Annotated in this window: 20 protein-coding genes; 13 read left to right on the forward strand and 7 right to left on the reverse strand. The window is 51.6% G+C overall.

Annotation, left to right across the window (positions count from 1 at the left end; genetic code table 11):
- Positions 1-247 precede the first annotated feature (247 nt).
- The 4 genes from GQS10_RS12435 (at position 248) to GQS10_RS12450 (ending at position 4773) form a co-directional block, all read left to right on the forward strand.
- Positions 248-1594 (forward strand): MFS transporter, encoded by a 1347-nt coding sequence (locus GQS10_RS12435; RefSeq protein ID WP_166242603.1) that lies wholly within the window; start codon positions 248-250, stop codon positions 1592-1594.
- A gap of 89 nt (positions 1595-1683) precedes the next feature.
- Positions 1684-2016: a metal-sensitive transcriptional regulator gene (locus GQS10_RS12440; RefSeq protein ID WP_166242605.1), complete on the forward strand. Its 333-nt coding sequence runs from the start codon at positions 1684-1686 to the stop codon at positions 2014-2016.
- A gap of 15 nt (positions 2017-2031) precedes the next feature.
- Positions 2032-2232 (forward strand): copper chaperone CopZ, encoded by a 201-nt coding sequence (gene copZ / locus GQS10_RS12445; RefSeq protein WP_166242607.1) that lies wholly within the window; start codon positions 2032-2034, stop codon positions 2230-2232.
- Positions 2233-2340: 108 nt separating this feature from the next.
- The gene (locus GQS10_RS12450; protein WP_166242609.1) at positions 2341-4773 is read left to right on the forward strand and encodes a heavy metal translocating P-type ATPase; all 2433 of its coding nucleotides are present in this window, start codon (positions 2341-2343) and stop codon (positions 4771-4773) included.
- 272 nt (positions 4774-5045) lie between these two features.
- Here GQS10_RS12450 and GQS10_RS12460 read toward each other — a convergent pair whose 3' ends face one another.
- Positions 5046-7451 carry an S-layer homology domain-containing protein gene (locus tag GQS10_RS12460; RefSeq protein WP_166242611.1) on the reverse strand — a complete coding sequence of 802 codons (2406 nt, stop codon included), beginning with the start codon at positions 7449-7451 and terminating at the stop codon, positions 5046-5048.
- Positions 7452-7642: 191 nt separating this feature from the next.
- On the opposite strand from GQS10_RS12460, the gene GQS10_RS12465 reads away from it, so the two are divergent.
- On the forward strand, positions 7643-7930 hold the full coding sequence (locus GQS10_RS12465) for a hypothetical protein (RefSeq protein WP_166242613.1): 288 nt from the start codon (positions 7643-7645) through the stop codon (positions 7928-7930).
- Between the two features lie 99 nt (positions 7931-8029).
- Here the strand turns inward: GQS10_RS12465 and GQS10_RS12470 are convergent, their stop codons facing one another.
- The gene (locus GQS10_RS12470) at positions 8030-8491 is read right to left on the reverse strand and encodes an HPP family protein (protein WP_166242615.1); all 462 of its coding nucleotides are present in this window, start codon (positions 8489-8491) and stop codon (positions 8030-8032) included.
- 61 nt (positions 8492-8552) lie between these two features.
- Here GQS10_RS12470 and GQS10_RS12475 point away from each other — a divergent pair, with 61 nt between their 5' ends.
- The 4 genes from GQS10_RS12475 (at position 8553) to GQS10_RS12490 (ending at position 11027) form a co-directional block, all read left to right on the forward strand.
- A complete protein-coding gene (locus GQS10_RS12475; protein ID WP_166242617.1) occupies positions 8553-8720 on the forward strand; it encodes a hypothetical protein in 168 nt (55 codons plus the stop codon).
- Positions 8717-8992 carry a YciI family protein gene (locus GQS10_RS12480; RefSeq protein ID WP_166242619.1) on the forward strand — a complete coding sequence of 92 codons (276 nt, stop codon included), beginning with the start codon at positions 8717-8719 and terminating at the stop codon, positions 8990-8992. Before GQS10_RS12475 ends, GQS10_RS12480 begins: the two co-directional genes overlap by 4 nt.
- Before the next feature lie 28 nt (positions 8993-9020).
- Complete coding sequence (locus tag GQS10_RS12485) at positions 9021-9491, forward strand: SRPBCC family protein (protein WP_166242621.1); 471 nt, start codon at positions 9021-9023, stop codon at positions 9489-9491.
- Between the two features lie 135 nt (positions 9492-9626).
- Complete coding sequence (locus GQS10_RS12490) at positions 9627-11027, forward strand: WG repeat-containing protein (protein ID WP_166242623.1); 1401 nt, start codon at positions 9627-9629, stop codon at positions 11025-11027.
- A 70-nt stretch (positions 11028-11097) separates the two neighbouring features.
- On the opposite strand, the gene GQS10_RS12495 is transcribed toward GQS10_RS12490, so the two are convergent.
- The gene (locus GQS10_RS12495) at positions 11098-12708 is read right to left on the reverse strand and encodes an extracellular solute-binding protein (protein WP_166242625.1); all 1611 of its coding nucleotides are present in this window, start codon (positions 12706-12708) and stop codon (positions 11098-11100) included.
- Positions 12709-12762: 54 nt separating this feature from the next.
- Complete coding sequence (locus tag GQS10_RS12500; RefSeq protein ID WP_243735137.1) at positions 12763-15093, reverse strand: helix-turn-helix domain-containing protein; 2331 nt, start codon at positions 15091-15093, stop codon at positions 12763-12765.
- Positions 15094-15375: 282 nt separating this feature from the next.
- Between GQS10_RS12500 and GQS10_RS12505 the strand changes: the two genes are divergently transcribed.
- The 4 genes from GQS10_RS12505 (at position 15376) to corA (ending at position 18095) form a co-directional block, all read left to right on the forward strand.
- The gene (locus tag GQS10_RS12505) at positions 15376-16101 is read left to right on the forward strand and encodes an AzlC family ABC transporter permease (protein WP_207952253.1); all 726 of its coding nucleotides are present in this window, start codon (positions 15376-15378) and stop codon (positions 16099-16101) included.
- Positions 16088-16396, forward strand: a complete 309-nt coding sequence (locus GQS10_RS12510; protein WP_166242627.1) for an AzlD domain-containing protein — start codon at positions 16088-16090, stop codon at positions 16394-16396. The genes GQS10_RS12505 and GQS10_RS12510 overlap by 14 nt, the downstream gene beginning before the upstream one ends.
- 136 nt (positions 16397-16532) lie before the next feature.
- Entirely contained in the window at positions 16533-17042 is a 510-nt protein-coding gene (locus GQS10_RS12515; RefSeq protein ID WP_166242629.1) for a CBO0543 family protein, read from the forward strand.
- Between the two features lie 105 nt (positions 17043-17147).
- The gene (gene corA / locus GQS10_RS12520; protein ID WP_166242631.1) at positions 17148-18095 is read left to right on the forward strand and encodes a magnesium/cobalt transporter CorA; all 948 of its coding nucleotides are present in this window, start codon (positions 17148-17150) and stop codon (positions 18093-18095) included.
- Here corA and GQS10_RS12525 read toward each other — a convergent pair.
- From GQS10_RS12525 to GQS10_RS12535, 3 genes are all read right to left on the reverse strand, one after another.
- Entirely contained in the window at positions 18092-18856 is a 765-nt protein-coding gene (locus GQS10_RS12525) for a DeoR/GlpR family DNA-binding transcription regulator (RefSeq protein ID WP_166242632.1), read from the reverse strand. The two genes, corA and GQS10_RS12525, sit on opposite strands and share 4 nt — an antisense overlap.
- A gap of 203 nt (positions 18857-19059) precedes the next feature.
- The gene (locus GQS10_RS12530; RefSeq protein WP_166242634.1) at positions 19060-20418 is read right to left on the reverse strand and encodes an extracellular solute-binding protein; all 1359 of its coding nucleotides are present in this window, start codon (positions 20416-20418) and stop codon (positions 19060-19062) included.
- A gap of 137 nt (positions 20419-20555) precedes the next feature.
- Positions 20556-22007 carry an MBL fold metallo-hydrolase gene (locus GQS10_RS12535; protein ID WP_166242636.1) on the reverse strand — a complete coding sequence of 484 codons (1452 nt, stop codon included), beginning with the start codon at positions 22005-22007 and terminating at the stop codon, positions 20556-20558.
- Positions 22008-22014: the final 7 nt, after the last annotated feature.

Below are 22014 nucleotides of genomic sequence, written 5' to 3' on the forward strand. Positions count from 1 at the left end.
ATTAAGATAAGACATGTAAGCGATATACCCCCATGGGGTATTAAGAAGACTGCCGAGAGCAACACCTTGACCCTAACGAAAAAGTGGTCAACGAAAAGCTCGAGCACGGTCAAGGTCAATAGGTTAAATCGCATCGTTGGATAACGAAATAAACCGAAGAAAAAAACGGCTGATTTAACCGGTTCCGATTAACGAAAAACCTGTGGTAAAAATTAGGTTGTATCATTTAGGGAAAAGAGGAATGACGATGGAAGCAGGAGCAAACACAATGACGGCCCCGGTGAAGGGGTTATCCAAACAAATGACGACGGTGACGTTTTTGATGGGGATTTTTATGGGGGCGCTGGATCACGGGATCGTCGGTCCGGCACTAAGCTCTATTATGGCGGCATATGGGATTGAAACCTCCTGGGGGGTATGGAGCTTTACGATTTACACGCTGTTGTTTGCGGTAAGTATTCCGGTAATGGGCAAGCTGTCCGACCGCTTCGGAAGGAAGCAGACGTTCACGACGGGCATTACCTTGTTTGCCGCAGGCTCGGTGCTGGCAGCGTTCGCGCCAAGCTTTCCGCTCTTCCTGCTGGGCAGAGCGATTCAGGCTATTGGTACGGGCGGAATCTTCCCGATCACGGCTGCGCAGATCGCGATGTCGTACCCTCCGGAGAAGAGAGGGCGCATGCTCGGATTGATCGGTGTAGTGTTCGGAGTGGGCACGATCATGGGGCCGATCTTTGGCGGACTCATCATTGCACAAGCCGCCTGGCGCTGGATTTTCCTTATCAATGTGCCAATTTCGATCATCATTCTTGCCTTAATCTCGACGCTTCGCCAAACGCAGCAGCTTATGAAAAAGCCGATTGACGTTGCAGGAATCCTGTTGCTGACGGTTACGATTCTAACGCTTATGCTAGGCATAACGATGAAAAATTCGATGCTGATCCTTGTCAGCCTCGTTCTAGTGCCGGTGCTCGTGCTGGTCGAAAAGAAAGCGAAGGACCCTGTCGTACAAGTCGCCTATTTTCAAAAAGCGAATACACTCGTCCTGCTTCTCACGTCTATGGTTTCCGGCTTTGTTATGGCTTCGGCGACGAATCTTCTGCCGTTTTTTGCAGAGTCGGTGCTGGGAATGGAAAAAGGCGCATCCGGCTTCAGTGTGACTCCACTGGCGATTGCTTCGATGGTCGCTTCTCTGGCGGGAGGCTTCATGGTGGATAAAATCGGAGCGAAGAAGGTGCTGCTTCTTGGGTTCGCAATCAGCGCAGCCGGTGCATTGTCTCTTGCGTTCATGGTTGATTCGCTTGCACTGTTCATGGCCTCTTTGCTGGTGCTTGGTTTTGGGGTCGGTATTATTATCGGTGCTCCGCTCAACGTGATGATGCTCGGTGCGGTTGATCCGAGTCAGACAGGCACGGCGGTCGGTTACCTCAGCCTACTGCGCTCGCTGGGCTCCACCATGGGCCCTGCCCTTGCCGGTTTGCTCATCGTCCTGCTGCCGAACGGCTTCACTGTTTTGTTCGCGATTAGCGCAGTCGCTTCTGCAATAAGCATTATGCTTGTTCTGCTCTTTAGTAAAGCTAAAGCGCAAAGGGCATAATAGGAAATGGCAGGAAAAGAAACTTTCGGTGTTTTCTTGACATACCCTATGGGGGTATAGTAAAGTTGGAGTATGAGGAGGCGATACGCATGAAAGATACGGAGCATGCATCCGCTGCAGCAGATTGCTGCCATACTGGGGACGAGAGAAAAAGTCATCATTCCGATAAGACGAAAGCGGCATTAACGACACGATTGAACCGAATTGAAGGGCAGATTCGCGGGGTCAAAGGCATGATCGAGAAGGACACGTACTGTGACGACGTGCTGAATCAAATTGCTGCGATCCAGTCGGCCTTAAATAGCGTTGGAAGGCTGCTGCTGGAAGGACATATGAAGAGCTGCGTAATTGAACGCATTCAGTCAGGCGAACACGAGGTCATCGACGAGCTGCTCGTTACAGTCAATAAATTAATGAAATAAAAAGGAGAGATTCTCATGCAAAATGTAACATTACAAGTTGAAGGCATGTCCTGCAACCACTGTGTAAATTCGATCGAAGGCGCTTTGAAAGAACTGGGCGCATCCGGCAAGGTTGATCTAGCAAGCAAATCCGTTTCGGTATCGTTCGATGAGAGCAAGGTATCGCTTGCGGCCATTAAAGAAGCGATTGAAGAGCAGGGCTACGACATCGCCTAAAAGGCATTGAACTAAGTGTTGACGAGATAGGTAGAGGGAGCTCGTACACGATGCGGCTCCCTTTCGAATGTAGTTGATTATACCCACTAGGGGTATGGGGTGATCGGAATGACAGAAGCACAAACACAAAACAAACAATCGCAAACGACAATGCAAATTACGGGAATGACCTGCGCTGCCTGCGCGAACCGGATTGAAAAGGGGCTTGGCAAGCTGGAAGGCGTGTCGCAAGCAACCGTGAACTTTGCGCTGGAGCAGGCAAGTGTCACGTTCGATCCGGCTCTCGTGGATCGCGCCAAGCTGGAGCAGAAGGTCGAAGCGCTCGGATACGGCACGGCCAAGGAAGCGGTGGATTTTACGCTGACCGGCATGACCTGCGCGGCTTGCGCGGCGAAGATCGAGAAGGGCCTCGGCAGGCTGCCGGGCGTCTCGAAGGCGACCGTAAACTTCGCTCTGGAAACCGCGCGTGTAGAGTATGATCCAGCCGCGGTTACCGTCCGCGATATGATCCAGAAGGTAGAGAAGCTGGGCTATAAAGCAGCTCTCAAGGAAGAGCAGGCTGACGCGGGCGACCGCCGCGGCAAGGAAATTTCCGCGCAGAAGCGCAAGGTGGCGATTTCCGCGCTGCTATCACTGCCGCTGTTGTGGGCGATGGTTGGGCACTTTTCGTTCACGTCGTTCATCTGGGTGCCGGATCTTTTCATGAACGCGTGGTTTCAGCTGGCGCTGGCGACTCCGGTGCAGTTTTGGATCGGCGCCCCGTTTTATACAGGCGCATTTAAGGCGCTTCGCAATAAGAGCGCGAACATGGATGTGCTTGTGGCTCTCGGAACCTCGGCCGCTTATTTTTACAGCCTGTATGTAACGGTGGAATGGAGCCAAGCCGGCGGACATCATATGCCGGAATTGTATTATGAAACAAGTGCAATCTTAATTACGCTTATTATTTTGGGTAAGCTGTTCGAAATGCTGGCTAAAGGAAGAACGTCCGAAGCGATCAAGACGCTCATGGGCCTTCAGGCGAAAACAGCGCTAGTCATTCGTGACGGAGAAGAGAAGCAGATTCCGGTGGACGAAGTGATCGCCGGCGATATCGTCATTGTAAAGCCGGGGGAAAAGGTTCCGGTCGACGGACAGGTGCTTGAGGGATCATCTTCCGTTGACGAGTCGATGCTGACGGGGGAGAGCATCCCGGTAGAGAAACGTGCGGGCGATCTGGTGATCGGCGCGACGATCAACAAAAACGGCGTGCTGCGCGTACAGGCGACGAAGGTCGGCAAGGAAACGGCGCTTGCGCAAATCATTAAGGTCGTGGAAGAGGCGCAGGGCTCGAAGGCGCCGATCCAGCGGGTGGCTGATGTGATTTCGGGTGTGTTTGTTCCGATTGTAGTCGGTATTGCGATGGTGACGTTCTTGGTGTGGTACTTTGCGGTGGAACCGGGGCAGTTCGCGAACGCGCTGGAAAAGGCGATTGCCGTACTGGTCATCGCGTGCCCTTGCGCACTCGGCTTGGCGACGCCGACCTCGATTATGGCTGGCTCGGGCCGAGCGGCGGAGCTGGGTGTGTTGTTTAAAGGCGGCGAGCACCTGGAGGCGACACACCGCATTGAGGCGATCGTGCTGGACAAAACCGGCACGGTGACCAAAGGCAAGCCGGAGCTGACCGATGTGCGGGTGCAGCCGGAGTTTGCGCAGGAGGACTTCCTGCGCTGGGTCGGCGGTGCGGAGCGCAGCTCGGAGCACCCGCTGGCAGAAGCGATTGTGGCGGGCATTAAGGAGCGCGGTGTTGCGCTGCCTGAGGCGGAGCAGTTTGAAGCGATCCCGGGCTATGGCATTCGCGCCGTGGTTGAGGGCAAGGAGCTGCTCATTGGTACGCGCAAGCTGATGGCGAAGTATAACGTCGACGCGTCGGGTGCGTTCGATGAGATGAGCCGTCTCGAGGAAGGCGGCAAGACAGCGATGCTGGCGGCCGTGGATGGACGTTATGCCGGTATGGTCGCGGTAGCGGACACGATTAAGGAAACGTCGAAGGACGCGGTGGCGCGGCTAAAGGCGCTCGGCCTTGAGGTGATTATGATCACCGGGGACAACGAGCGGACGGCGAAGGCGATTGCTGCGGAAACCGGCATCGACCGGGTGCTGGCCGAGGTACTGCCGGAAGGCAAAGCCGACGAGGTGAAGAAGCTGCAGGCGGCGGGCCGCAAGGTGGCGATGGTTGGCGACGGCATCAACGACGCCCCGGCGCTGGCGACAGCGGACATCGGCATGGCGATCGGCACGGGCACGGACGTTGCGATGGAAGCGGCCGATGTGACGCTGATGCGCGGCGACTTGAACAGCATCCCGGATGCGATCTTTATGAGCAAGAAGACGATGCAGAACATCCGGCAGAACCTGTTCTGGGCGCTTGCCTACAACGTCATCGGTATTCCGATTGCGGCAGCGGGCTTCCTGGCGCCGTGGCTCGCAGGAGCGGCGATGGCTCTCAGCTCGGTGAGCGTGGTGCTGAACGCGCTTCGTCTGCAGCGGGTGAAAATGTAACGCGCCAGTTTCATATAGGAAAACGAAAGGAGACAATCCCTAGATGCATGGGGATGGTCTCCTTTTTTGTGGGTTCCTTCGCTCTTTATTGCTCAATCGATGCGGTTCTGGTTTTCTGCTCCCAGGTGACCGTCGCTCCCAGCGCCTGGGAAACAAAGCGCATCCTATCTTCACGATTTTACGAATGAAAAAGGGTCTGAAGCCGAAGCTCAAACCCTTTTTGCATATGAATTTTCGTGAAATTAGAATTTATAAATAGCAATGTCTATTCGTTACTTAATTGTGACTGGGATGCTGTTGCCTGTCCAAAGTCGTATCATATACTCTCCCGGTGCAAGACCAGCTGTTGAAATATTGATATCGACATCGATTTGAGTTTCATCGGCAGTAACTTTCACGCCGCGTTTAGCAACAACTTCATTTTCCAAGTCGTAAAGAATGTTCGGGCTGAGGCTGGCAAGCACAAGATAGATCGTTTCCGCTTGATTTACCCGGACGGCAATTTCTTCACCTGCTGTGAAAGAAGAAGCGTAGGACATCTTTGTCACTAGGGCTCCTGCTTCAATGGGGTCAGAAACGACTTCTTGGGAGAACACATTGCCCTGCTCATCTTTGAGTGCATTTGCAGCAAGCTTTAATGTGTTCAGCTTACCGGTATAAGGTGTCGCGAAATCGACTTCAATGCTGTTCGAACGGATGGTTACCGTATCTCCCGCAGCAAGCGGCTGGAAGTTTACTCCGTCTGCTGCAAAGCTGATGGCTGCTTTCAAAGCAGCTGTGTCCGCAAGATTGTTTACAAGCTTTTTATTAAACTTAAAAGCAATCATTTGATTGTCTTGAGGCGTATACGCGCTGTGAATATACTGCATTGGGTCAGCGGCGCCTGCCAGGAGAATGAGATATTCCGGGTTTGAAGCCTGGTAACCATTGCTTACAGCAACGATAATGTATTCAAGTGCTGTTTTGCTTAAGCCTGTTGTGTTTACATTAGTACCGTAGACGTTGTCCACAACGGAAAGCTGCTGCTTCACCGCCTTGCCGCCTCTGACGGCTTCTTCGAGAACCGGATAAGTTCTTGTTGTTCCGCTTTCAGCGATATAGATCCATCCACCCATGTTAGAGGAAACATATACGCTGTCGCCAACCGTCGCCGTATGGTACGTGACATGGAGAATCGACGGCACTTCACCGGTTGGCAGCGGATAGACGTTCACCGGATCGCTGGAATCGTCGGAATCATCGGATCCGCCGGAGGAGCCACTGCTCGTGCCGCCGCTCGTTGTTCCGCCGCCGCCTGCTGCCGGAGTTGTCGTTACATTTGTTTCCTTGTCGCCGATCGTTACCGTCGTATCACTGGATACATCCGCTCCAAGCGTTGTTTTTTCAGGAGCTTTTTCCATTTTAATGCCTGCAGCGTTAACCGTCGCATTTCCGATTTTACCTTGACCAAGGATATCAGCCGCTGCATTGACAATTAACGAAATGATGGCCGCTTCGCTTCCGACGTTGATTTTGGAGCCGGCGGATTTTTTGTCGACCTTCATATCTTTAACAGAGCCCTTAGGAATTTCTACAACAACGCTTTGCGCAACGACATTTACCGTTTCGAATGAGCCGACCAGCTCAACCTTCGAATTTTCCGGCAGCGCTTCAGACATGGTCACGTTGTTAATCACGGAGCCTGTTTCGGCTTCAATCTTCGCGTTCGATTCCACTGTAACATCGGCGATTTGCGTTGCGCCATTCGCTACGATCCGCACTTTTCCGGTAGCTTTGTTGACGATGACGGTAACCATAATCGAATCCTCGAAATGGATACTGTTTTCGCCGCCGCCTTTTACCGTAGTCGTACCGTGTACCTTGACGTTTTTCAGCGTAACGTCGCCTTCGCCGATCCCTTCGCCAAGAAGCAGGTCTCCATGAATTTCCACGTTTTGCAAAGTGATGTCGGCAGCGTTAACTTCAACATTGCCATAAATCTGCTCAACGCCGGATTCCGGTCCGTATTGGCCTGCCGTATCATATGTAACAGTAGCTGCGTCCAGCGCGCGCTGTAAAATCGTTACAGCCTCCGCTCTAGTCACGTTTGCTTCCGGTCTAAAAACATTTCCTTCGTAGCCGGTAATGATGCTTGCATCGATCACGGCGCCAATCGCATCCGTGCTCCAAGCGGGGCTGTTGGCGGTGTCGTTATACGCAGCGGCTGTATTGGAAGCTGGAAGCGAAAGAAGCTTATCCATCAAAACAGCGGTTTCTTGGCGAGTGATGAGATGGTTGGCACGGAAGCTGCCGTCCTCATAGCCGGAAATGTATCCGATGCTGCTTGCCTTTCCAATCTCTTTATAAAACCAATCTGTAGGTTGAACGTCGCTAAAAGCAAATTCTGCAGCTTGATCATAGCCGAAAACGTTATTGATCGTAGTTACCAGCTCTGCCCTTGTCATTGCCTGATCCGGTTTGAAGGTTCCGTCGGAGTAGCCTTTGACTTTCTTGCCGGCGGCAAACTCCTGAATTGCTTTCTCCGCCCAATGCCCGTTTGTGTCTTGGAAGGATGATTGCTGCACACTGCCGGATGTGGAGTTGACTGCCCCGGCCTCCGCCGCTAGCCCTGTTCCGGGTACAATCGTACCAAAAGCAACCACGGCGGCGGTCAAGCGGGTGAACCACTTGTTCGTCATATTCTGTAACCTCCTGAGGTGTAATAGGGACTAATACCCTTTGTAGGAAAATAGTCGCAGGTATAAGGTTAGCACGAAGGACAATTCTCGACAAAGAGAAAAATTTAACAGTTTGAAATGAGAGAAACAGGACTGGACACATATGAATATGTATAACCAGGGAAATGCTGTATATAAAGGGAGGGGATAAGATGGACGGATTAATCCTTCTTTTTGGAGGCGTACTGCTGTCGCTGCTTGTTATTTCCTTTGCGATAAGGAAGTGGCTGCCGGGTAGGAAGGCGCTGCTTTATGCTCCGTCAACGCTGGTTCTGCTTGCCGGGGGTGGAATGCTCGGAATCAGCTTTTTTAAAGGCGGATTTGAGGGGCTGGGGATGGCGATTTTCGGCGCTGCGATAGGGGCGGCCGGCTTATTGGCTTTGCTGGTTTTTGCTATTTGGGAGTATTTCTCCGATTCGGATGATCAAAAGGTAAGGTAACATTTTTTTGGTGAGAAAACGAAAGGGTGCTGCGTGCAGGCTTGGCTGGTCCGGAAGCTGGTTTCCGGGTCGCCAAGCCTGTATTTATGAATGGGCGGGCTACAGCCAGCGCAGCGGGTAGCTCTTGCCCTGCCGTGAGAAGCGGTGGTAAGCTGCCGCGAGCAGGACAAGCGTGACGGAGCCGATCAGCACGGGCGTAAATACAAAGCTCCAGGTCACACCGGAAGCAATCACGACTAACGGATCAGCTCCGGCGGGCGGGTGCGTGGTCTTGGTCAGCTGCATAAGCAGAATAGCGAGACCTACGCCGAGGGCCAAGCTCCACGGATGGCTGCCGAATAAGCCCAGCACCGTAAGGCCTGCCAAGGTGCTGACCACGTGTCCGCCGATAACGCTGCGCGGCTGGGCAAGCGTGCTCTCCGGCAGCACATATAAAATTACGCAACTTGCGCCGAACGGCGCCATCAGCAGCAGCATTTCGCTCCACTGTCCGACGAAGCTGAGCGCAAAGATCGAGATAAAGCCTCCGAGTGCGGAGAATAATGCCGTTTTCCAATTCATAACGAATCCCTCCTCTTTGTGCCACTAATCGTATCACGCTGATGAGGGATCTGAGAAACGAATGATTACGATGAAATCCATCGGATTTTCCGATTTCTCGGCGAGTCCATCGGATGACGCTTGTTGTTTGGGTCTGCTGCTATCGATAGACTTCGGACGGAAAGAAGGCTATGATCACAGGAGAATACATGCTGCGGATGCGGAGTCCGCGAAAGGGGCCGGAGGATGAATCGATATTTTGCTGTGCTGCTGCCAATGCTGGACGAGGAGAAGAGCCGTGTGCACCGGCCGGAGCATTTAGCGTATTTGGACCGCATGCGGGAGGAAGGGCGCATTTTTGCTAATGGCCGTTTTGCCGATGGCTGGGGTGGAATGGTGATCTATATCGCGGAAAATGTAGACGAGGCAGAGGCCTTAGCGAAAAATGATCCGTTTGTCCTTCATGGCGCGCGCCGCTGCGAGATTCATGAGTGGGAGCTTGTAAAAGGACGGCTGGAATAAGAGCAGAAGAAAGCAAGGAGGAATTCCAATGGTTGAGGTGAGGACAGAGCTGGTGGTGCATGCTTCGATCGAGCGCTGCTTTGACTTGGCGAGAGACATCACCGTCCATACGCAAACGGTGTGGCCGCATACCAAGGAACGAGCCGTAGATGGGGTTACAGCAGGTGTGATTGGGGCGGGGGAGCTCGTTACCTTTGAGGCGGTACATTTTGGAGTGCGGCAGCGGCTGACCTCTAAAATCACGGAGTATGAGCGCCCGCACCTATTTGTTGACCAGATGCAGCGCGGCGCCTTCAAAAGTCTGCGCCATGTCCATGAGTTTGAAGCGCTGGATCATGGCCGTACCCTTATGAGGGATGTGCTGATCTTTGAAGCGCCTTTCGGTCCGATTGGCTGGCTGGTGGAGCGAATCGTGCTGAAATCGTATATGCGGCGATTTCTCGAATATCGCAACGAACGCTTGAAGCAGCTTGCGGAGCGGGAATCTTACATTAGTTAAAAAAAACACATATTCACTTTAGTTGGGAATGTATATAATTACCTAAGACTTTAGTGCTATTCATTATGCAAGTATGCCCGGAAATATCCGGTTGTTATATACATGCTATCATTGTTAATCATCTGGGAGGTTATTATGAACCGCAAACGAAAAATCATGATTCCTGCAGTTACGATCTTAGTCACTACTTTATTATTTGGCTGCGGACAGGAGAACAGCATTCCCAAACTAAGTGAGGAAAACAGCCGGAATTCCAATGGAACAGCAGTTATACCAGAGGATAAAAACCAAGATAAAATACAAGAAAAAACCGAAATACAAGCTGTTCAGGCCATGCCCTCTCTAGCAGAGCAAGGATATAAAATAGAGCTGATGCAGACTCTTAAAGACGGGACAACGATTCTAACTTTAAGAAAGCAGAGCGATTATGCCTTAGCGATGCTTGATGAAAATCTAAATTGGATCTTAAAGCCCACTCCGAATCTAAAGGTTCTACGTGAAGAATTAGGATCCAATGATGGTTTGTTAGAAGTAGCCCTTCTTAATACCGATCCTCTTACGAAAAGTGGTTATAAATGGGTATGGGGTTTCATGAATACAAAAGGGGAATGGGTTGCCGAACCTCAATATGGTAAAGTGTGGGGGTACAGTGACGGTAAGGCAGTTGTTCAGACGATTGAAACCGACCGAGATGATCGAAGTAATGCAAGAATTATTGCGATTGATGAATCCGGAAAAGAAGTCATTCAACTTATTGGAAAGACAGAGCGAAGTAAAGTTCTTGATGAGTTACATGAAGGTGGTCTTCAATACCAGTATGGATATCTTGGAATTATACAAGGCGAGTTTAAGGGAAATAGAAATAAAGAATTCGTGATCACTAAGTCAGGGGTATATGATACGAAAGGGACGTTCCATGATTTAACCCCTCTGTCTATCAGTTGGGTTTCACCGGATGGTTTGTTTGCAGTAGAAAATAGAAAACCTAACGGAGACCTCATTAATACGGAGTTTTACGATTTAACGGGGAAGGTCGTTAAAACAATTGAGGGTGAACTCACTATTCTTACTGATGAAAGGTATATACTGCACCCTCTCAATTCTAAACGATTCCAATTAACAGATCGTAACGGAACCGTGCTGCTAGAAGGTGACAAGTACTCTGTAGTAAGCGAAGATAATATGCTTGTTCAGGACGGAGAAGCGATCGCTCTATTTGATTTTAATGGAAGCAAGATAGCTGACTCGACATTAACTACACTGTGGGATGGATTAAAGGAATTTAGTAATGGAGTAGCCTTTAAAGAAGGGAATGAATACTTTACATTAATTAACGCAGAAGGAAAAGTCCTTATGGACGAGTCCTATAAGCTGACGGATAACAGTAAAGTTCTTAGTCAATCAGTCGGTCCTCTTAAGGCAATGCGTCAGAGAGTCATTACGGATACTAGCAACGAATTCATTGATGTTCTAGTAAACACCAAAACACAAAAAATTATTCCTTTTGAAGAAATTATGAATATGAAAATACAATAATAAGACAAAAATAACCTCCTCTACTTTTGTAAAGGAGGTTATTTTTTATGACCGTTAAACCGCACACCGCTCATTCCCTCGCATGCTGATGATACCATTCATTGGCTTCCTGCAGCACCTGGGCTCCGCCAGCCGCCATAAATTGCTCCACAAAATCGTTAAAATGCTCCAAGGGCTTTTCGCCGGTTATGATGGAAAAATACGCTGCGTTTTTTAGCTTGGTCAATTCGGTGCGATTTTTGATCAAGGATGGAGTGGCAATTTCCAGCGCGTTGTAGATGCCGTCCTGTTCTAATCCCAATGTCGAGGCCCACTGCTCTCTGCGAGCCGTAGGTTTCGAAGGCACAACCATGCCTATATTGGCCCCGATCTTATTTTGATAGCTGAACATATTTTCGTAGGGAGGCAGCACAATGAAATCCTTCTTCGTATCATCCGCCCACTTCCAATGCTTGCCTTGAACTCCTTGTATCATCGACGTACGTATATCCGGATCAGGGTTCGCGCTGACGTAGTCTAAGATACTCAGGATCATTTCCATTTTGCCCGGTTCTTTAACAGCATTAGCGCCGATCGCTGTAAAGCTCATTAGCATATCATAAGCTTTAGAGCCCCGCTTTCCGTCCGGTCCGCTAAAAGGCTGACCAAACTGAATCCGGGCCTGCGGATGCTTAGCGGTGAGCTCCTTTACATTAAATGTGGCCTCTACAGGGCTTTCTTCCCCGCTCGTATTCCACTGCATATAATCCCCGTTTTGAGTCCAGTGATAGTAATTGCCCATGGACGTCATCCCGATTCTGCCGTTGATAAAGGCATGAGACAGATGCTTGTAGCCGCCCTTATTCTCACCGGTAATAAACTCGGGATCGATGACGCCGTCCTGATACCATTTGCGAAGATATTGCAGAGCCTCCATCATCTCCGGCTGTAGAGCTCCGATGACCAGGTTCCCGTCCTTCACATTGAAGTAAAGCTGGTCCGCGAATACGATTTGACCGAACGCGCCAAACACAACATTCATTCCTTCGATGGATAAGCCGTACGTATCCTTTCGGCCGTTGCCGTCCGGATCTTCATTTGCGAAAGCATAGATCACCTTTTCAAATTCAGCAAGGGTCTGGGGGACCGGCAAGCCCAACCGATCCAGCCAATCCTTACGGTACACCACAGGGATCCGATAAATGTTCGTTGCATTAATGACAGGAATGCCGTAATACTTGCCGTCAATTTTTCCGTAATCCTGATAGGCAGGTGCGAATTCCCGAATAGCCTTCATAATGTTTGGAGCGTATTTTTCCAGCATCTCCTTGGGGATTTCGGCCAGCATCCCTTGCCGTTGATACTTCAGCAGGTCCTGTGTCTGCCGAATCCGGAACAGGTCGGGGATGGCGCCCTGCGCCAGCTTCATATCGATGAGCGCTTCGTATCGATTGTTTTCCAGATTCCACATATCCAAATCGACATGAAAACGGTCCTCCAAGTAACGAATCATATCTGCATTTTCCGGGACGGGAAGATTTTGATGCATGGTCCAAGAAATTTGGTACGGCGGAGGAACTGACGCTAAATGCTCTTGGTCAATGGGAGACATGAGCCTGGACTTCATTTCGCAGCCGCTGACAAAACCCATAACAAGCACCAGCGTAAGGGCTGTTACACGTCGTAATTCCTTCCTCTCCATCATGCAACCTTCCTTCATTATCATCATCGTGCTGTCGCAGGGACGGTCAAAGTGCTATACCTGGTTCACTGTATTGCGTAAGTAATCCCTCGGTGTACAGCCGTGCATTTCTTTGAATTTTTTAATAAAATACGCCGCAGTCCCATAACCGACTGAAATGGCGATTTGCTCGATCGTCAGCTTATTGTTCGAAATTAACGCTTTGGCCTTTGCCATCCGCTGATTCGTGACATATTCGGTATAGGTGATGCCGAGCTCTTCCTTAAAGAGCTTGCTCAAGTATTTGGGACTGATAAACACCTGTTCAGCCACGATATTAAGAGAAAGATCCTCCGACAAGTGGTCATCAATATATTGCTTGGCCGCCTCAATCGTGGTGGAGGCTCTGTCGCTTTGGCGTTTGTCCATTTGATCAATGAAAGTGGTGAGCGAATCAATCAGCCAATCGCGAAAACGGGAGATATGTGTAATCTTGATATATTGATTATAGAGATCCAAATGATCTTGAGTCGGATGCTTATAGCGGACGCTTTTCAAATAATCCGAATAGACGAATACCGTATTGGACAGTACAAAATGGCAGTAATCGGCAGGATACATGCCCTCCCGGATCTCCATGACCAACTGATCGACCGCCATTACAATTTCCTGCAGCTGGCGTGACGGCAGTTTTTCCCGAAACCTTGCAAGAACCGCTTGAGGGATTTCGTCAAGGCTGTTCTCCCGGTCCAAGAGACGCCGATCGTTCAAAATCGTCAGCTCCGGCAGGAAGTAACTATATTTCATTAAAATTTGAGCCTCGCTGTAGCTTCGATGGGCATGGAGCATGTCCTGTACCCAAGACCCCCAGGAAATTTGAAAATCGAGGTTAAATTGACGCCTGCCCTCCGACAGCACATAGCGGGAGAGCTCGTCCAAAATGGCATCACCCGCATGCTTTGCACAAACAATAATGACAATGTTCTTGTCCGGAAGCTCTTCAGCTAATAGATGGACGTCCGGCATGGATGCTGCCTCAAGATGGCTGATGACCCCATACACCGCGGCCTGCATATCCCAGGAGTTTAAGCGATCTAAAGCTTCGCTCGTATTTAGAAGCATGCAGCAGGAATGCTTGTATTCCCGAGGCACCCCTAATAAAGGAAGCTCTTCAGCCAGCTCCTCGCTGCTGTACTGGTTGCGAAGCATATTCAGCACGATATTTTGCCGAATGACCGTGCTGTTGGCCTGCAGGGTTTCTTCAAGATTGTTGACCTTATCGTTTAGCTTTACGAAGGCCGTGTCGATGAGCCGGTATTCATTCGTTACATGGCTAAGCGAAGGGTCGGACAAATCCTTAATTTTTCCGACCAGTCGTTTGACCGGACTATAGTTGGCTCTAGCCCATATCCGAGATAAAACAATGCCGATCAGGATGGCTAATAGACAGATGCCCAGAATCAGCTTTTGCACAAATATCGATTTTTCATAAAAGGATATGGAAGGCGTATAGCTGTAAATCTTCCATCCGGTCGAAGGCAGTGTTCGATAGGAAATAACATAGGATTCACGATCGATCGTATCGCTGATGCTGCCAAATGCAGTCTCCGACATGAGCGCTTGCGTAATACTGGAGCCGTAATTGCTGCGCTCTCCTAATGTATTTTTATCCGAATCGCTAACCTTGCTTCCGAATGAATCCAATATAAACGTGCTCGAATACTGCGAAGGCATCATGTTATGAATGATGCTGCTAATGGCACTTTCCTTTACGTCGATGGCGATAACCAAGTCATGGTTCACGCCTCCCACCTGGAAGGGGTAGCTGTGCGTATAGGTAATTAAGGCATTGCCGCTGCCGCTGTCTCCTGACAGGCCGGAGAAAATATCCTGCGGGACGGTACGTGTTGGTGTCCAATGGCTGCTGCTGTAGCTGCTGCTCCGCATTTGACTGACCCAGTTCGCAAGAAAGTCGGAGCCGCTGCCTTGATCGGCCTGCAGGATAAGTCCGTATAATGACGATAAAAGCATATTTTGTCCGGGATCATAAAGGTGTACTGCATGCACGATATCCGAGTTGCTGGTTACCTTGGATGTAAGCAATTCCTGCAAGTCGATAACCCTGCTAGGGTGACTGGGCAAGGAAGAATCGGCCATCCAACGGACATCTACGGTTTTATCAAGAGAGAGATCCAGATAGATTTGCTGCACTCTTTGCAGTACAGTAGCTTCAATTGTTTGGACGGTATGCTCGAGGATCAACTGATTTTCGCTGCGCAGATCTTCTTTATAGTTACTCGAAAAATAGATATAGAAGATAGAGCAAAGCATGAGTACGATGACGAGCACGATCGATACATAGGAAATCGCTAGGTTAGCAAAAACCGAATTCCACTTTTTTCCCAAGAGTGTCCTACCTCCTACTGTGGGACTCTATCCATCGCGGTAAGCTTCTATTTCATCAAACCATAATAATGTAATGTGAATATTAAAATTAGCAATTTGAAGCAGAATCATTCCAAACTTTAATAGAAAAGAGAAATTGTTATACTGCCTCGTTACATTCCTCGTGCGGTATCGACCCCGAAACTAGTTATATATTAACCGTAGGTAAAAAATGGATTGGCGACCGTTTGGACGTCTGCTACAATGGGAAAAGTCATTTTTTCTATTGTGGAGGTTCTGCTTATGGATTCCTTTCAGCAATCCTTTCGTAAAGGCGTCAAATCCGGGCTTGTCATCGCCCTTGGATATATACCGATTGCCATCGCCTTCGGTCTGCTGGCCAAATCATCCGGTGTTCCTTGGTGGACGGCCTGCTTCATGTCGTTTGCCGTATTCGCCGGGGCGAGCCAATTCGTCGGCGCGGGCATGCTTGCGGCCGGTGCAGCCGGCTGGGAAATCGTCATGACGACATTCGTGCTCAACGTTCGCCATTTTCTTATGTCTACCTCGCTTTCCCAACGCCTCGAGAAGTCGATCAGCCGGAAAATGCTCAGCTTCATCTCCTTCGGGGTGACAGACGAAACCTTTTCCGTCGCTTCGCTGAGGCAAGACCTGCCGCTCAAGGCAGGCTTTGTGCTGGGCCTCAACCTCGTCGCCTACGCCGCTTGGAATGGGGGCACCTGGCTCGGGCTTGCCGCAGGCTCATTGCTGCCGGAGGCGGTTCAGTCCAGCATGGGAATTTCGCTGTACGCGATGTTCATCGGGCTGCTGATTCCTGCCCTGACCAGCTCGAAGCCTGCGGTCGTCGTAACGCTGATTTCCGTTGCCGCAGCTGCCGCACTGCATTGGCTGCCGGCATTCGCCGCCTTGTCCGGCGGGTGGAAGGTCATGCTTTCCGCGCTGGTCGCAGCCGCAGCGGGAGCGTATTATTTTCCGGAAAAGGAGAGGGAACAACATGAGCGCACTTGAGCTTACGCTAGTCGTATTAGGGATGGCGATTGTCACCTATCTTCCGCGCATGCTGCCCCTTGTGCTGCTGACGGAGTTGAACATGCCGCCGTTTTTGCGCCGTTTTCTGCAGTTTATTCCTTACGCAGTGCTCGGTTCATTGATTTTTCCAGGGGTACTGTATTCTACGTCAAGCATAACTGCTTCTGCGATTGGAGCGGTGGCTGCCGTTGTGCTGGCGCTGCTTCGGACGCATTTGCTAGTGGTTGTTATGGGAAGCATTGCAGCAGTTTACGTTAGTGAGCTGCTGCTGTAGTCCCCATCGTTAAACGCCCGGAAGCCTTTCACGTATAAAAGCTGCCGACAAACCCTCCCAGTAAAATCCTTGAATACATTTACATTTATTGTAAATGATAAAGAGGTCGCGAAATCTGTGTCGAGGGGCGAATGTCGTGCATGTCGTTGTTGTAATCGTGCTGATTGGATTGTGCTACAAATTTAAAGCGTTTTCGAAATGGAGACAATTCCACGCAACGCTGCTTTATATTATTGCTTGCGATCTGCTTTACCATTATTTTTGCGGGGGTTATCCACTCTGGGTTTACCACCCGGATTCGCTGATGCCTATGCAATATGGTACGGATTTAATTTACACCTTCTTTTTCCTCCCGTTGACTGCTCTTCTGTTCTTGGTTCGTTTTCCGCCTCACGAAAATACGTTTACAAAAAAACTGCTTTACGTTTTGATTTGGATGGGGATCTACTACGCTTGGGAATGGACCTTTTTTACCTTCAAACGAATTACCTATGACAATGGGTGGGTTCTGCCGTGGTCGATCGCATTTTACGCCATGATGTTTCCGATGCTGATTATTCATCACAAGAAACCGCTGCTGGCCTATCCGCTCAGCGCGGCGGCCATCGTTTTTTGGATCGTGCTGTTTAAGGTCCCCGTCCAATAAGGCGTCAAGGGGTCAAGGCGTCAAGATCGTGAATCCGCCGTCGTTCCAAGCAAAAGAGACCATTTTTCGTTATAATAATAAGAAAAATGTGCTTGGAGACGATTCATGATTCGAACATTGGCTGTAACCCATGACCATACGATCCTTCAAAATATTCCTTTGGAAGCGCTAACCCAAGAAAATGTGCTGTGGTATTGGGTTGACTTTCATATGCCTGACGAGCGGGAAGGGCTGGAGCTGGACCGGCATTTCAAGTTTCACCCCTTGGCGATCGATGATTGCTTTCACCTGCTGCAGCGTCCGAAGCTTGACCACTACGACGGGTACCATTTTTTCGTCTTTCATTCCGTGAATCCGGCAACGCTTGCCGCGCGGGAGGTGGACCTATTTCTTGGATCGAACTATGTCGTTACGTTTCACCAAGAGGAGGTTGCCGAGCTGGATGAGGTCTGGAAGCGCTTCTCGGAAAATGATCGGATGCGCGGGGAAGGGGCGATCACGTGCATGTACATGATATTGGACAAGCTGGTCGACTACTACTTTCCCTGCGTTCAGCGGCTGGAGGATGAGCTGGCCGAGGTGGGGGAGCATGGCCGGCGGCATCCGGTGCATCTGATTATGGACCGACTCTATGAAATTCGTATCAATGTGCTGAAGCTGCGGAAAACGATTATCCCGATGCGGGACTTGCTGTACCGGATTGTGAACTCTCAGAAAATCGAAGGAATGGAGCATCATGTCGCGTATTTTAAGGACATTCACGATCATCTGCTCAAGCTTTCGGAAATGCTGGAGTCAAACCGGGAAATGTCTTCCGATATACGTGACAGCTACTTGTCGTTAAACTCGTATCGCATGAACTCGATTATGAAAACCTTGACGGTCATTACCACGATTTTTATGCCGTTGACGTTCATTGCCGGCGTGTACGGGATGAACTTTCAATATATGCCGGAGCTGGAGTGGGAAAATGGCTATTATATCGTTTTATCGGGGATGCTGGTGATCGGCATCGGCATGTATTGGTGGTTTAAGCGAAAGGGCTGGTTCTAGGCTTTCGCCACGACCACCTTACCGACCAGGTCCCGGAGCTTGTCCAGCATTTGCGGCGCGATGCCGTCATCCGTGACCAGCACGTCGATACGCTTCGTTTCGATGCCGAAGAAAAAGGCGCTGCGGTTCATTTTGGAGGAATCGGCGAGCAGCACGAGCTCTTCCGCTTGTTCGGCCAGCGCCTGTGCGGTGCGCAGCGGCTCCGATTTGGAGAAAAACAAGCCTTGTGGGGTGATGCCCATGCACGAAAACATCGCCTTGTCAAAACGGTATTGGCGCAGCTCCTGATACAGCTTGTGTCCGGTTGTCATGCCGTCCTCGGCGACTTCCCCGCCAACGAGGAACACTTTGGTGCGTCCGCCCCGCTGCACGATATTAAGAGCAATCATCGTGGAGTTGGTTACCACGAGCAGCTCCTTCTGCGTGGGCAGGTAGCGGGAAACGACGAGACCGGTGGTATTTCCGTCGAGAAACAGACTGTCGCCGTCTTCGAGGAGAAGCACGGCTTCTTTGGCGATCGCTTCCTTCTGCTCATAGTGGAAGTTCATGCGCTGGTGGTAGGGCATGTCCCATGTCGTCTGCTCTTTCTTCACAGCGCCGCCGTACGTTCGGCGCAGCAGACCTTTCTCGTCGAGCAGGCGCAGGTCGCGGCGGACCGTCTCGACCGATACGTTGTAGCGGGTTACCAGCTGCTCTACGGTAACGCTGCCTGTGTTTTTCACAATGGATACGATATCATTTCTCCGTTTTGCGGTGCTCATGCTATTCCCTCCATCGTTGGGGCTTGGGACGGGTCGTTTCTTTGATTATAGCGAGCCAATGTTAATGGAGCGTAAATGCGGATTTTGTTTCATGTAAAATGAATGCAAAAAGGCTCCGTTCGCCGCTTTTATGCGGGAACGGAGCTTTTTCATGCAGGGAGGCTTTACTGCGGGGGGGTCTTTTTGGTGAGGATGCGAGCTTGTTATTTATACTGCGCAAACGCTTTGGATGCGTCGGCTTGCGCCTTCTTGAAGGCGTCCTCCGGTGTCGCTTTGCCTGCAAAGACGGATTGCACGGCAACGTTGACGGCATCGTTCACCACGCGGGATGCCGCTGTCGGCACGCTGATTGTCGCGTGCGGGAATACTTCGGCAAACGCCTGCTGCTTTTGAACGTTCGTGGTGTAGTCCTTTTTCAGCAGCTCCGTTTCAATAGAAGACTTCGTAGCCGGGAAGTAGCCGGTTTTTTCGGCGTAAATCGCCTGCGCTTTCGGTCCTGCAAAGTATTTGAGGAACAGCCAGCCCGCGAGCTCCTTCTCCGGAGTGGTCTTGAACAGCACTTGGTTGCCGCCGTACAGCTCGGTTACCGGCTCCTTAGCGCCGCCCTGCGGGATCAGGGTAATTCCCCATTTGAATTTGTCTTTAATCAGGTCCAGCTTTGTGCTTGTGCGCGCAGTCGTGCCGAATTCCATCGCCGCGCGGCCGTTCGTGAATTCCTGCTCCGTGTCTTGGGCGAGCACGATCGCTTTTTTGTCGACAAGGTTTTTCAGGATCGTTGCAAGCTCAACCGCTTCCTTGTTATCCAGGTCTACGCCGGACAGGTCTTCTTTAATCGACTCGATGCCGTATGTGCGCAGCCAAGTGCGGAAGGAGCCGCCATAGGTGCCGTAGCCGGTGCCGTTGCCGAGAACAAGGGCCGGAACGCCGGTTTTTTCGTAAATGTCGATTGCCTGCTTTTCAAACTCTTTCCATGTTTTCGCCGGCTTGTCGTAGCCTGCTTTTTGCAGCAGCTCGGCATTATAATAAGCGCCCAGGGAGCTGTTGCCGTGCGGCCAGCTCATCGTTTTGCCGTTGTATGCCGCGATCCGCTGGCGGGCAAGTACGCCGGGCATAATGTCGTTCAGCTCCGCCTTGCTGAGGCCGTACTTCGGATCCTCGATAAACGAGTCCAAAGCGACGATTTTGTCGGCTTTCATATATTCGAGGGTATCGCTCTCGTAAGCCATCGCAACAGCGGGAAGGCCGCCGCCCTGCAGCGCAGCGCGGATTTTTTTATTCAAATCATCGTAGGAGCCTTGGAACACTTCTTTTACAACGACCTTGCCTTCGTATTCCTTGTTGAATTCCGCCACGATCTCTTTGATCGCATCGCCGTAAATCGTCGCTTGAATGTGCCAGAAGTCGATTTCGACCGGGCCGTTTGCACCCAGCTCAACGCCTGTTTCCTTCGCTGCAGGCTCGCTGCCCGTAGTGGGAGAGCTCGCTTCCTTCACGCCGCTGCAGCCAGTTACGGCCGCGATGACCAGAGTCAGCAGCATTAGACTCCAACGTTTCATTTTCATCGGTTCTCTTCTCCTCCAAAAATGGTTTGTTTATCGCAGGCGGGCGCAAGCGGCTTGGTTGGGGTTGCGTTGGTGCTTGCGCCTGCCGGGACGAATGAGTGAGCATGGAACATTTGGTACGTTGTGCGGTCGGACGATTATCGGATGCTGCCGGTGGCTGCGGACGGCCTTGCGCCGATCAGCTGGTCTAGGACGACCGTTTCGCCGTATACCGGGAAGTAGCGGGCGATGCCGGCGCTGTCGCACAGCGACGGGTGCACGCTGTGGAGCGGAATGACTTGGCGCGGAGCCGCAGCCTGAATGAGCGCGGTGATGTCCTGCGGCGCGGCATGTCCGCCCGTCGCGCAGTAGTGATACTGCACGCCGAACTCGGTGAGCCAGCGGTGCAGCGTTTCATCGGACGGCGTAAGCGGGCCGCCGTCGGCGTGAACGTAATGGGACCGTGTGCTCCGGTCCCCGAAGCATTCCAGCTCCGCCATGAGCGGGAGCTGGTAGTATGGGAGGTAAACGGTGTATGCCCGTTTATCCGAGGTGATTTGCTCCAGCGTGACCGTGGCGAACGGCAGCTCCACGGCCGGGTCCACCGGCAGCGTCGTAGCCGTCGGCAGCACGCGGACGACCTCGCGCGCCGCTTCGAGCGCCGGGTGGTCTTCGAGGGCGCGGATGCCCTCGGTGACGGCGACATGCCAGACGGCAGCCGTGCTCTCGTCCATGACGAGCGTACGGCCGCAGGCCATCGCCGCCATGATGATATCGGCGACGCGCTCGACGTTGCGGGCGAGGATGTTCAAGTAGACGAGGCCCGGCGCGTCGTTCATCACATTGGCGTAGACGGCGGCGACGTCGGTTTCCAGGCGCTGCGCCGGCCGGCGGAAGACGGTGTCCGCGCGGAGCGTCGTGCCTTCGGTGATCAGCAGATCGACCTGCTGATCCCGGCACATTTGCGCGAAGCGGTCCATGCGGTAGGCGTGGCGGCCGTGGCGGCGCCAGTCGGCGGTGAAGCCGATGCTGCGGCCGTCGGCGGTATGGAGCAGGAAGCCGGAGCAGCCCGGGCTGTCATGGTCGACCTCGACGATTTGGAAGCGGTCGCCTTCCGGGAAGCCGGGAAGCGCAATCGTTTCGAGGTCGTCCAGCGCGATGATGTCGGCCTTTGTGCCAGGCACCTCGCCCGCCGCGATAATAGCTTTATAGACAGAGTAAGCGTCGCGGCTCATGTATACCTTGATGCCCTCGCGAAGGTAGGGGAGCAGCGCCATATGGTCTTGGTGAATGTGGCTGACAAACACGGATACGGTCTCGTATTGCGGTAGCTCCGGCTGGTTCCACACCTGCTTTAGGGTGTCGAGCGTAATGCCTTCCATCGCTTCTTCCTCATACAGGTTAAGAAGAGGGGGGGCGGATCGGGTCAGCAGATGATGACGGATGCCGTGGGGCGGGTTGGTCTTTACCTGTTCGGTAAAAAATCCGCGCATCGCCAGACCGAAGTCGAATACGAAACCGGCGTCTCCGCTTCCGTACACGATGTGAACCCCGCCAATCGTGTTGAGACCGCTGTAAAACGACAGCATTTCCTGTGCTTGAGTGGACATTCCTCGA

Source organism: Paenibacillus turpanensis, from assembly GCF_011421635.1.
Classification (GTDB): domain Bacteria; phylum Bacillota; class Bacilli; order Paenibacillales; family YIM-B00363; genus Paenibacillus_AK; species Paenibacillus_AK turpanensis.

Excerpts from the sequence above, each read along its gene's own strand:
- GQS10_RS12440 (WP_166242605.1), top strand. The coding sequence starts at position 1,684 with ATGAAAGATACGGAGCATGCATCCGCTGCAGCAGATTGCTGCCATACT.
- GQS10_RS12435 (WP_166242603.1), top strand. The coding sequence starts at position 248 with ATGGAAGCAGGAGCAAACACAATGACGGCCCCGGTGAAGGGGTTATCC.
- GQS10_RS12490 (WP_166242623.1), top strand. The coding sequence starts at position 9,627 with ATGAACCGCAAACGAAAAATCATGATTCCTGCAGTTACGATCTTAGTC.
- GQS10_RS12525 (WP_166242632.1), bottom strand. The coding sequence starts at position 18,856 with ATGAGCACCGCAAAACGGAGAAATGATATCGTATCCATTGTGAAAAAC.
- GQS10_RS12475 (WP_166242617.1), top strand. The coding sequence starts at position 8,553 with ATGATTACGATGAAATCCATCGGATTTTCCGATTTCTCGGCGAGTCCA.
- corA (WP_166242631.1), top strand. The coding sequence starts at position 17,148 with ATGATTCGAACATTGGCTGTAACCCATGACCATACGATCCTTCAAAAT.
- GQS10_RS12485 (WP_166242621.1), top strand. The coding sequence starts at position 9,021 with ATGGTTGAGGTGAGGACAGAGCTGGTGGTGCATGCTTCGATCGAGCGC.
- GQS10_RS12480 (WP_166242619.1), top strand. The coding sequence starts at position 8,717 with ATGAATCGATATTTTGCTGTGCTGCTGCCAATGCTGGACGAGGAGAAG.
- GQS10_RS12495 (WP_166242625.1), bottom strand. The coding sequence starts at position 12,708 with ATGGAGAGGAAGGAATTACGACGTGTAACAGCCCTTACGCTGGTGCTT.
- GQS10_RS12460 (WP_166242611.1), bottom strand. The coding sequence starts at position 7,451 with ATGACGAACAAGTGGTTCACCCGCTTGACCGCCGCCGTGGTTGCTTTT.
- GQS10_RS12530 (WP_166242634.1), bottom strand. The coding sequence starts at position 20,418 with ATGAAAATGAAACGTTGGAGTCTAATGCTGCTGACTCTGGTCATCGCG.
- GQS10_RS12470 (WP_166242615.1), bottom strand. The coding sequence starts at position 8,491 with ATGAATTGGAAAACGGCATTATTCTCCGCACTCGGAGGCTTTATCTCG.
- GQS10_RS12535 (WP_166242636.1), bottom strand. The coding sequence starts at position 22,007 with ATGTCCACTCAAGCACAGGAAATGCTGTCGTTTTACAGCGGTCTCAAC.
- GQS10_RS12505 (WP_207952253.1), top strand. The coding sequence starts at position 15,376 with ATGGATTCCTTTCAGCAATCCTTTCGTAAAGGCGTCAAATCCGGGCTT.
- copZ (WP_166242607.1), top strand. The coding sequence starts at position 2,032 with ATGCAAAATGTAACATTACAAGTTGAAGGCATGTCCTGCAACCACTGT.
- GQS10_RS12465 (WP_166242613.1), top strand. The coding sequence starts at position 7,643 with ATGGACGGATTAATCCTTCTTTTTGGAGGCGTACTGCTGTCGCTGCTT.
- GQS10_RS12510 (WP_166242627.1), top strand. The coding sequence starts at position 16,088 with ATGAGCGCACTTGAGCTTACGCTAGTCGTATTAGGGATGGCGATTGTC.
- GQS10_RS12450 (WP_166242609.1), top strand. The coding sequence starts at position 2,341 with ATGACAGAAGCACAAACACAAAACAAACAATCGCAAACGACAATGCAA.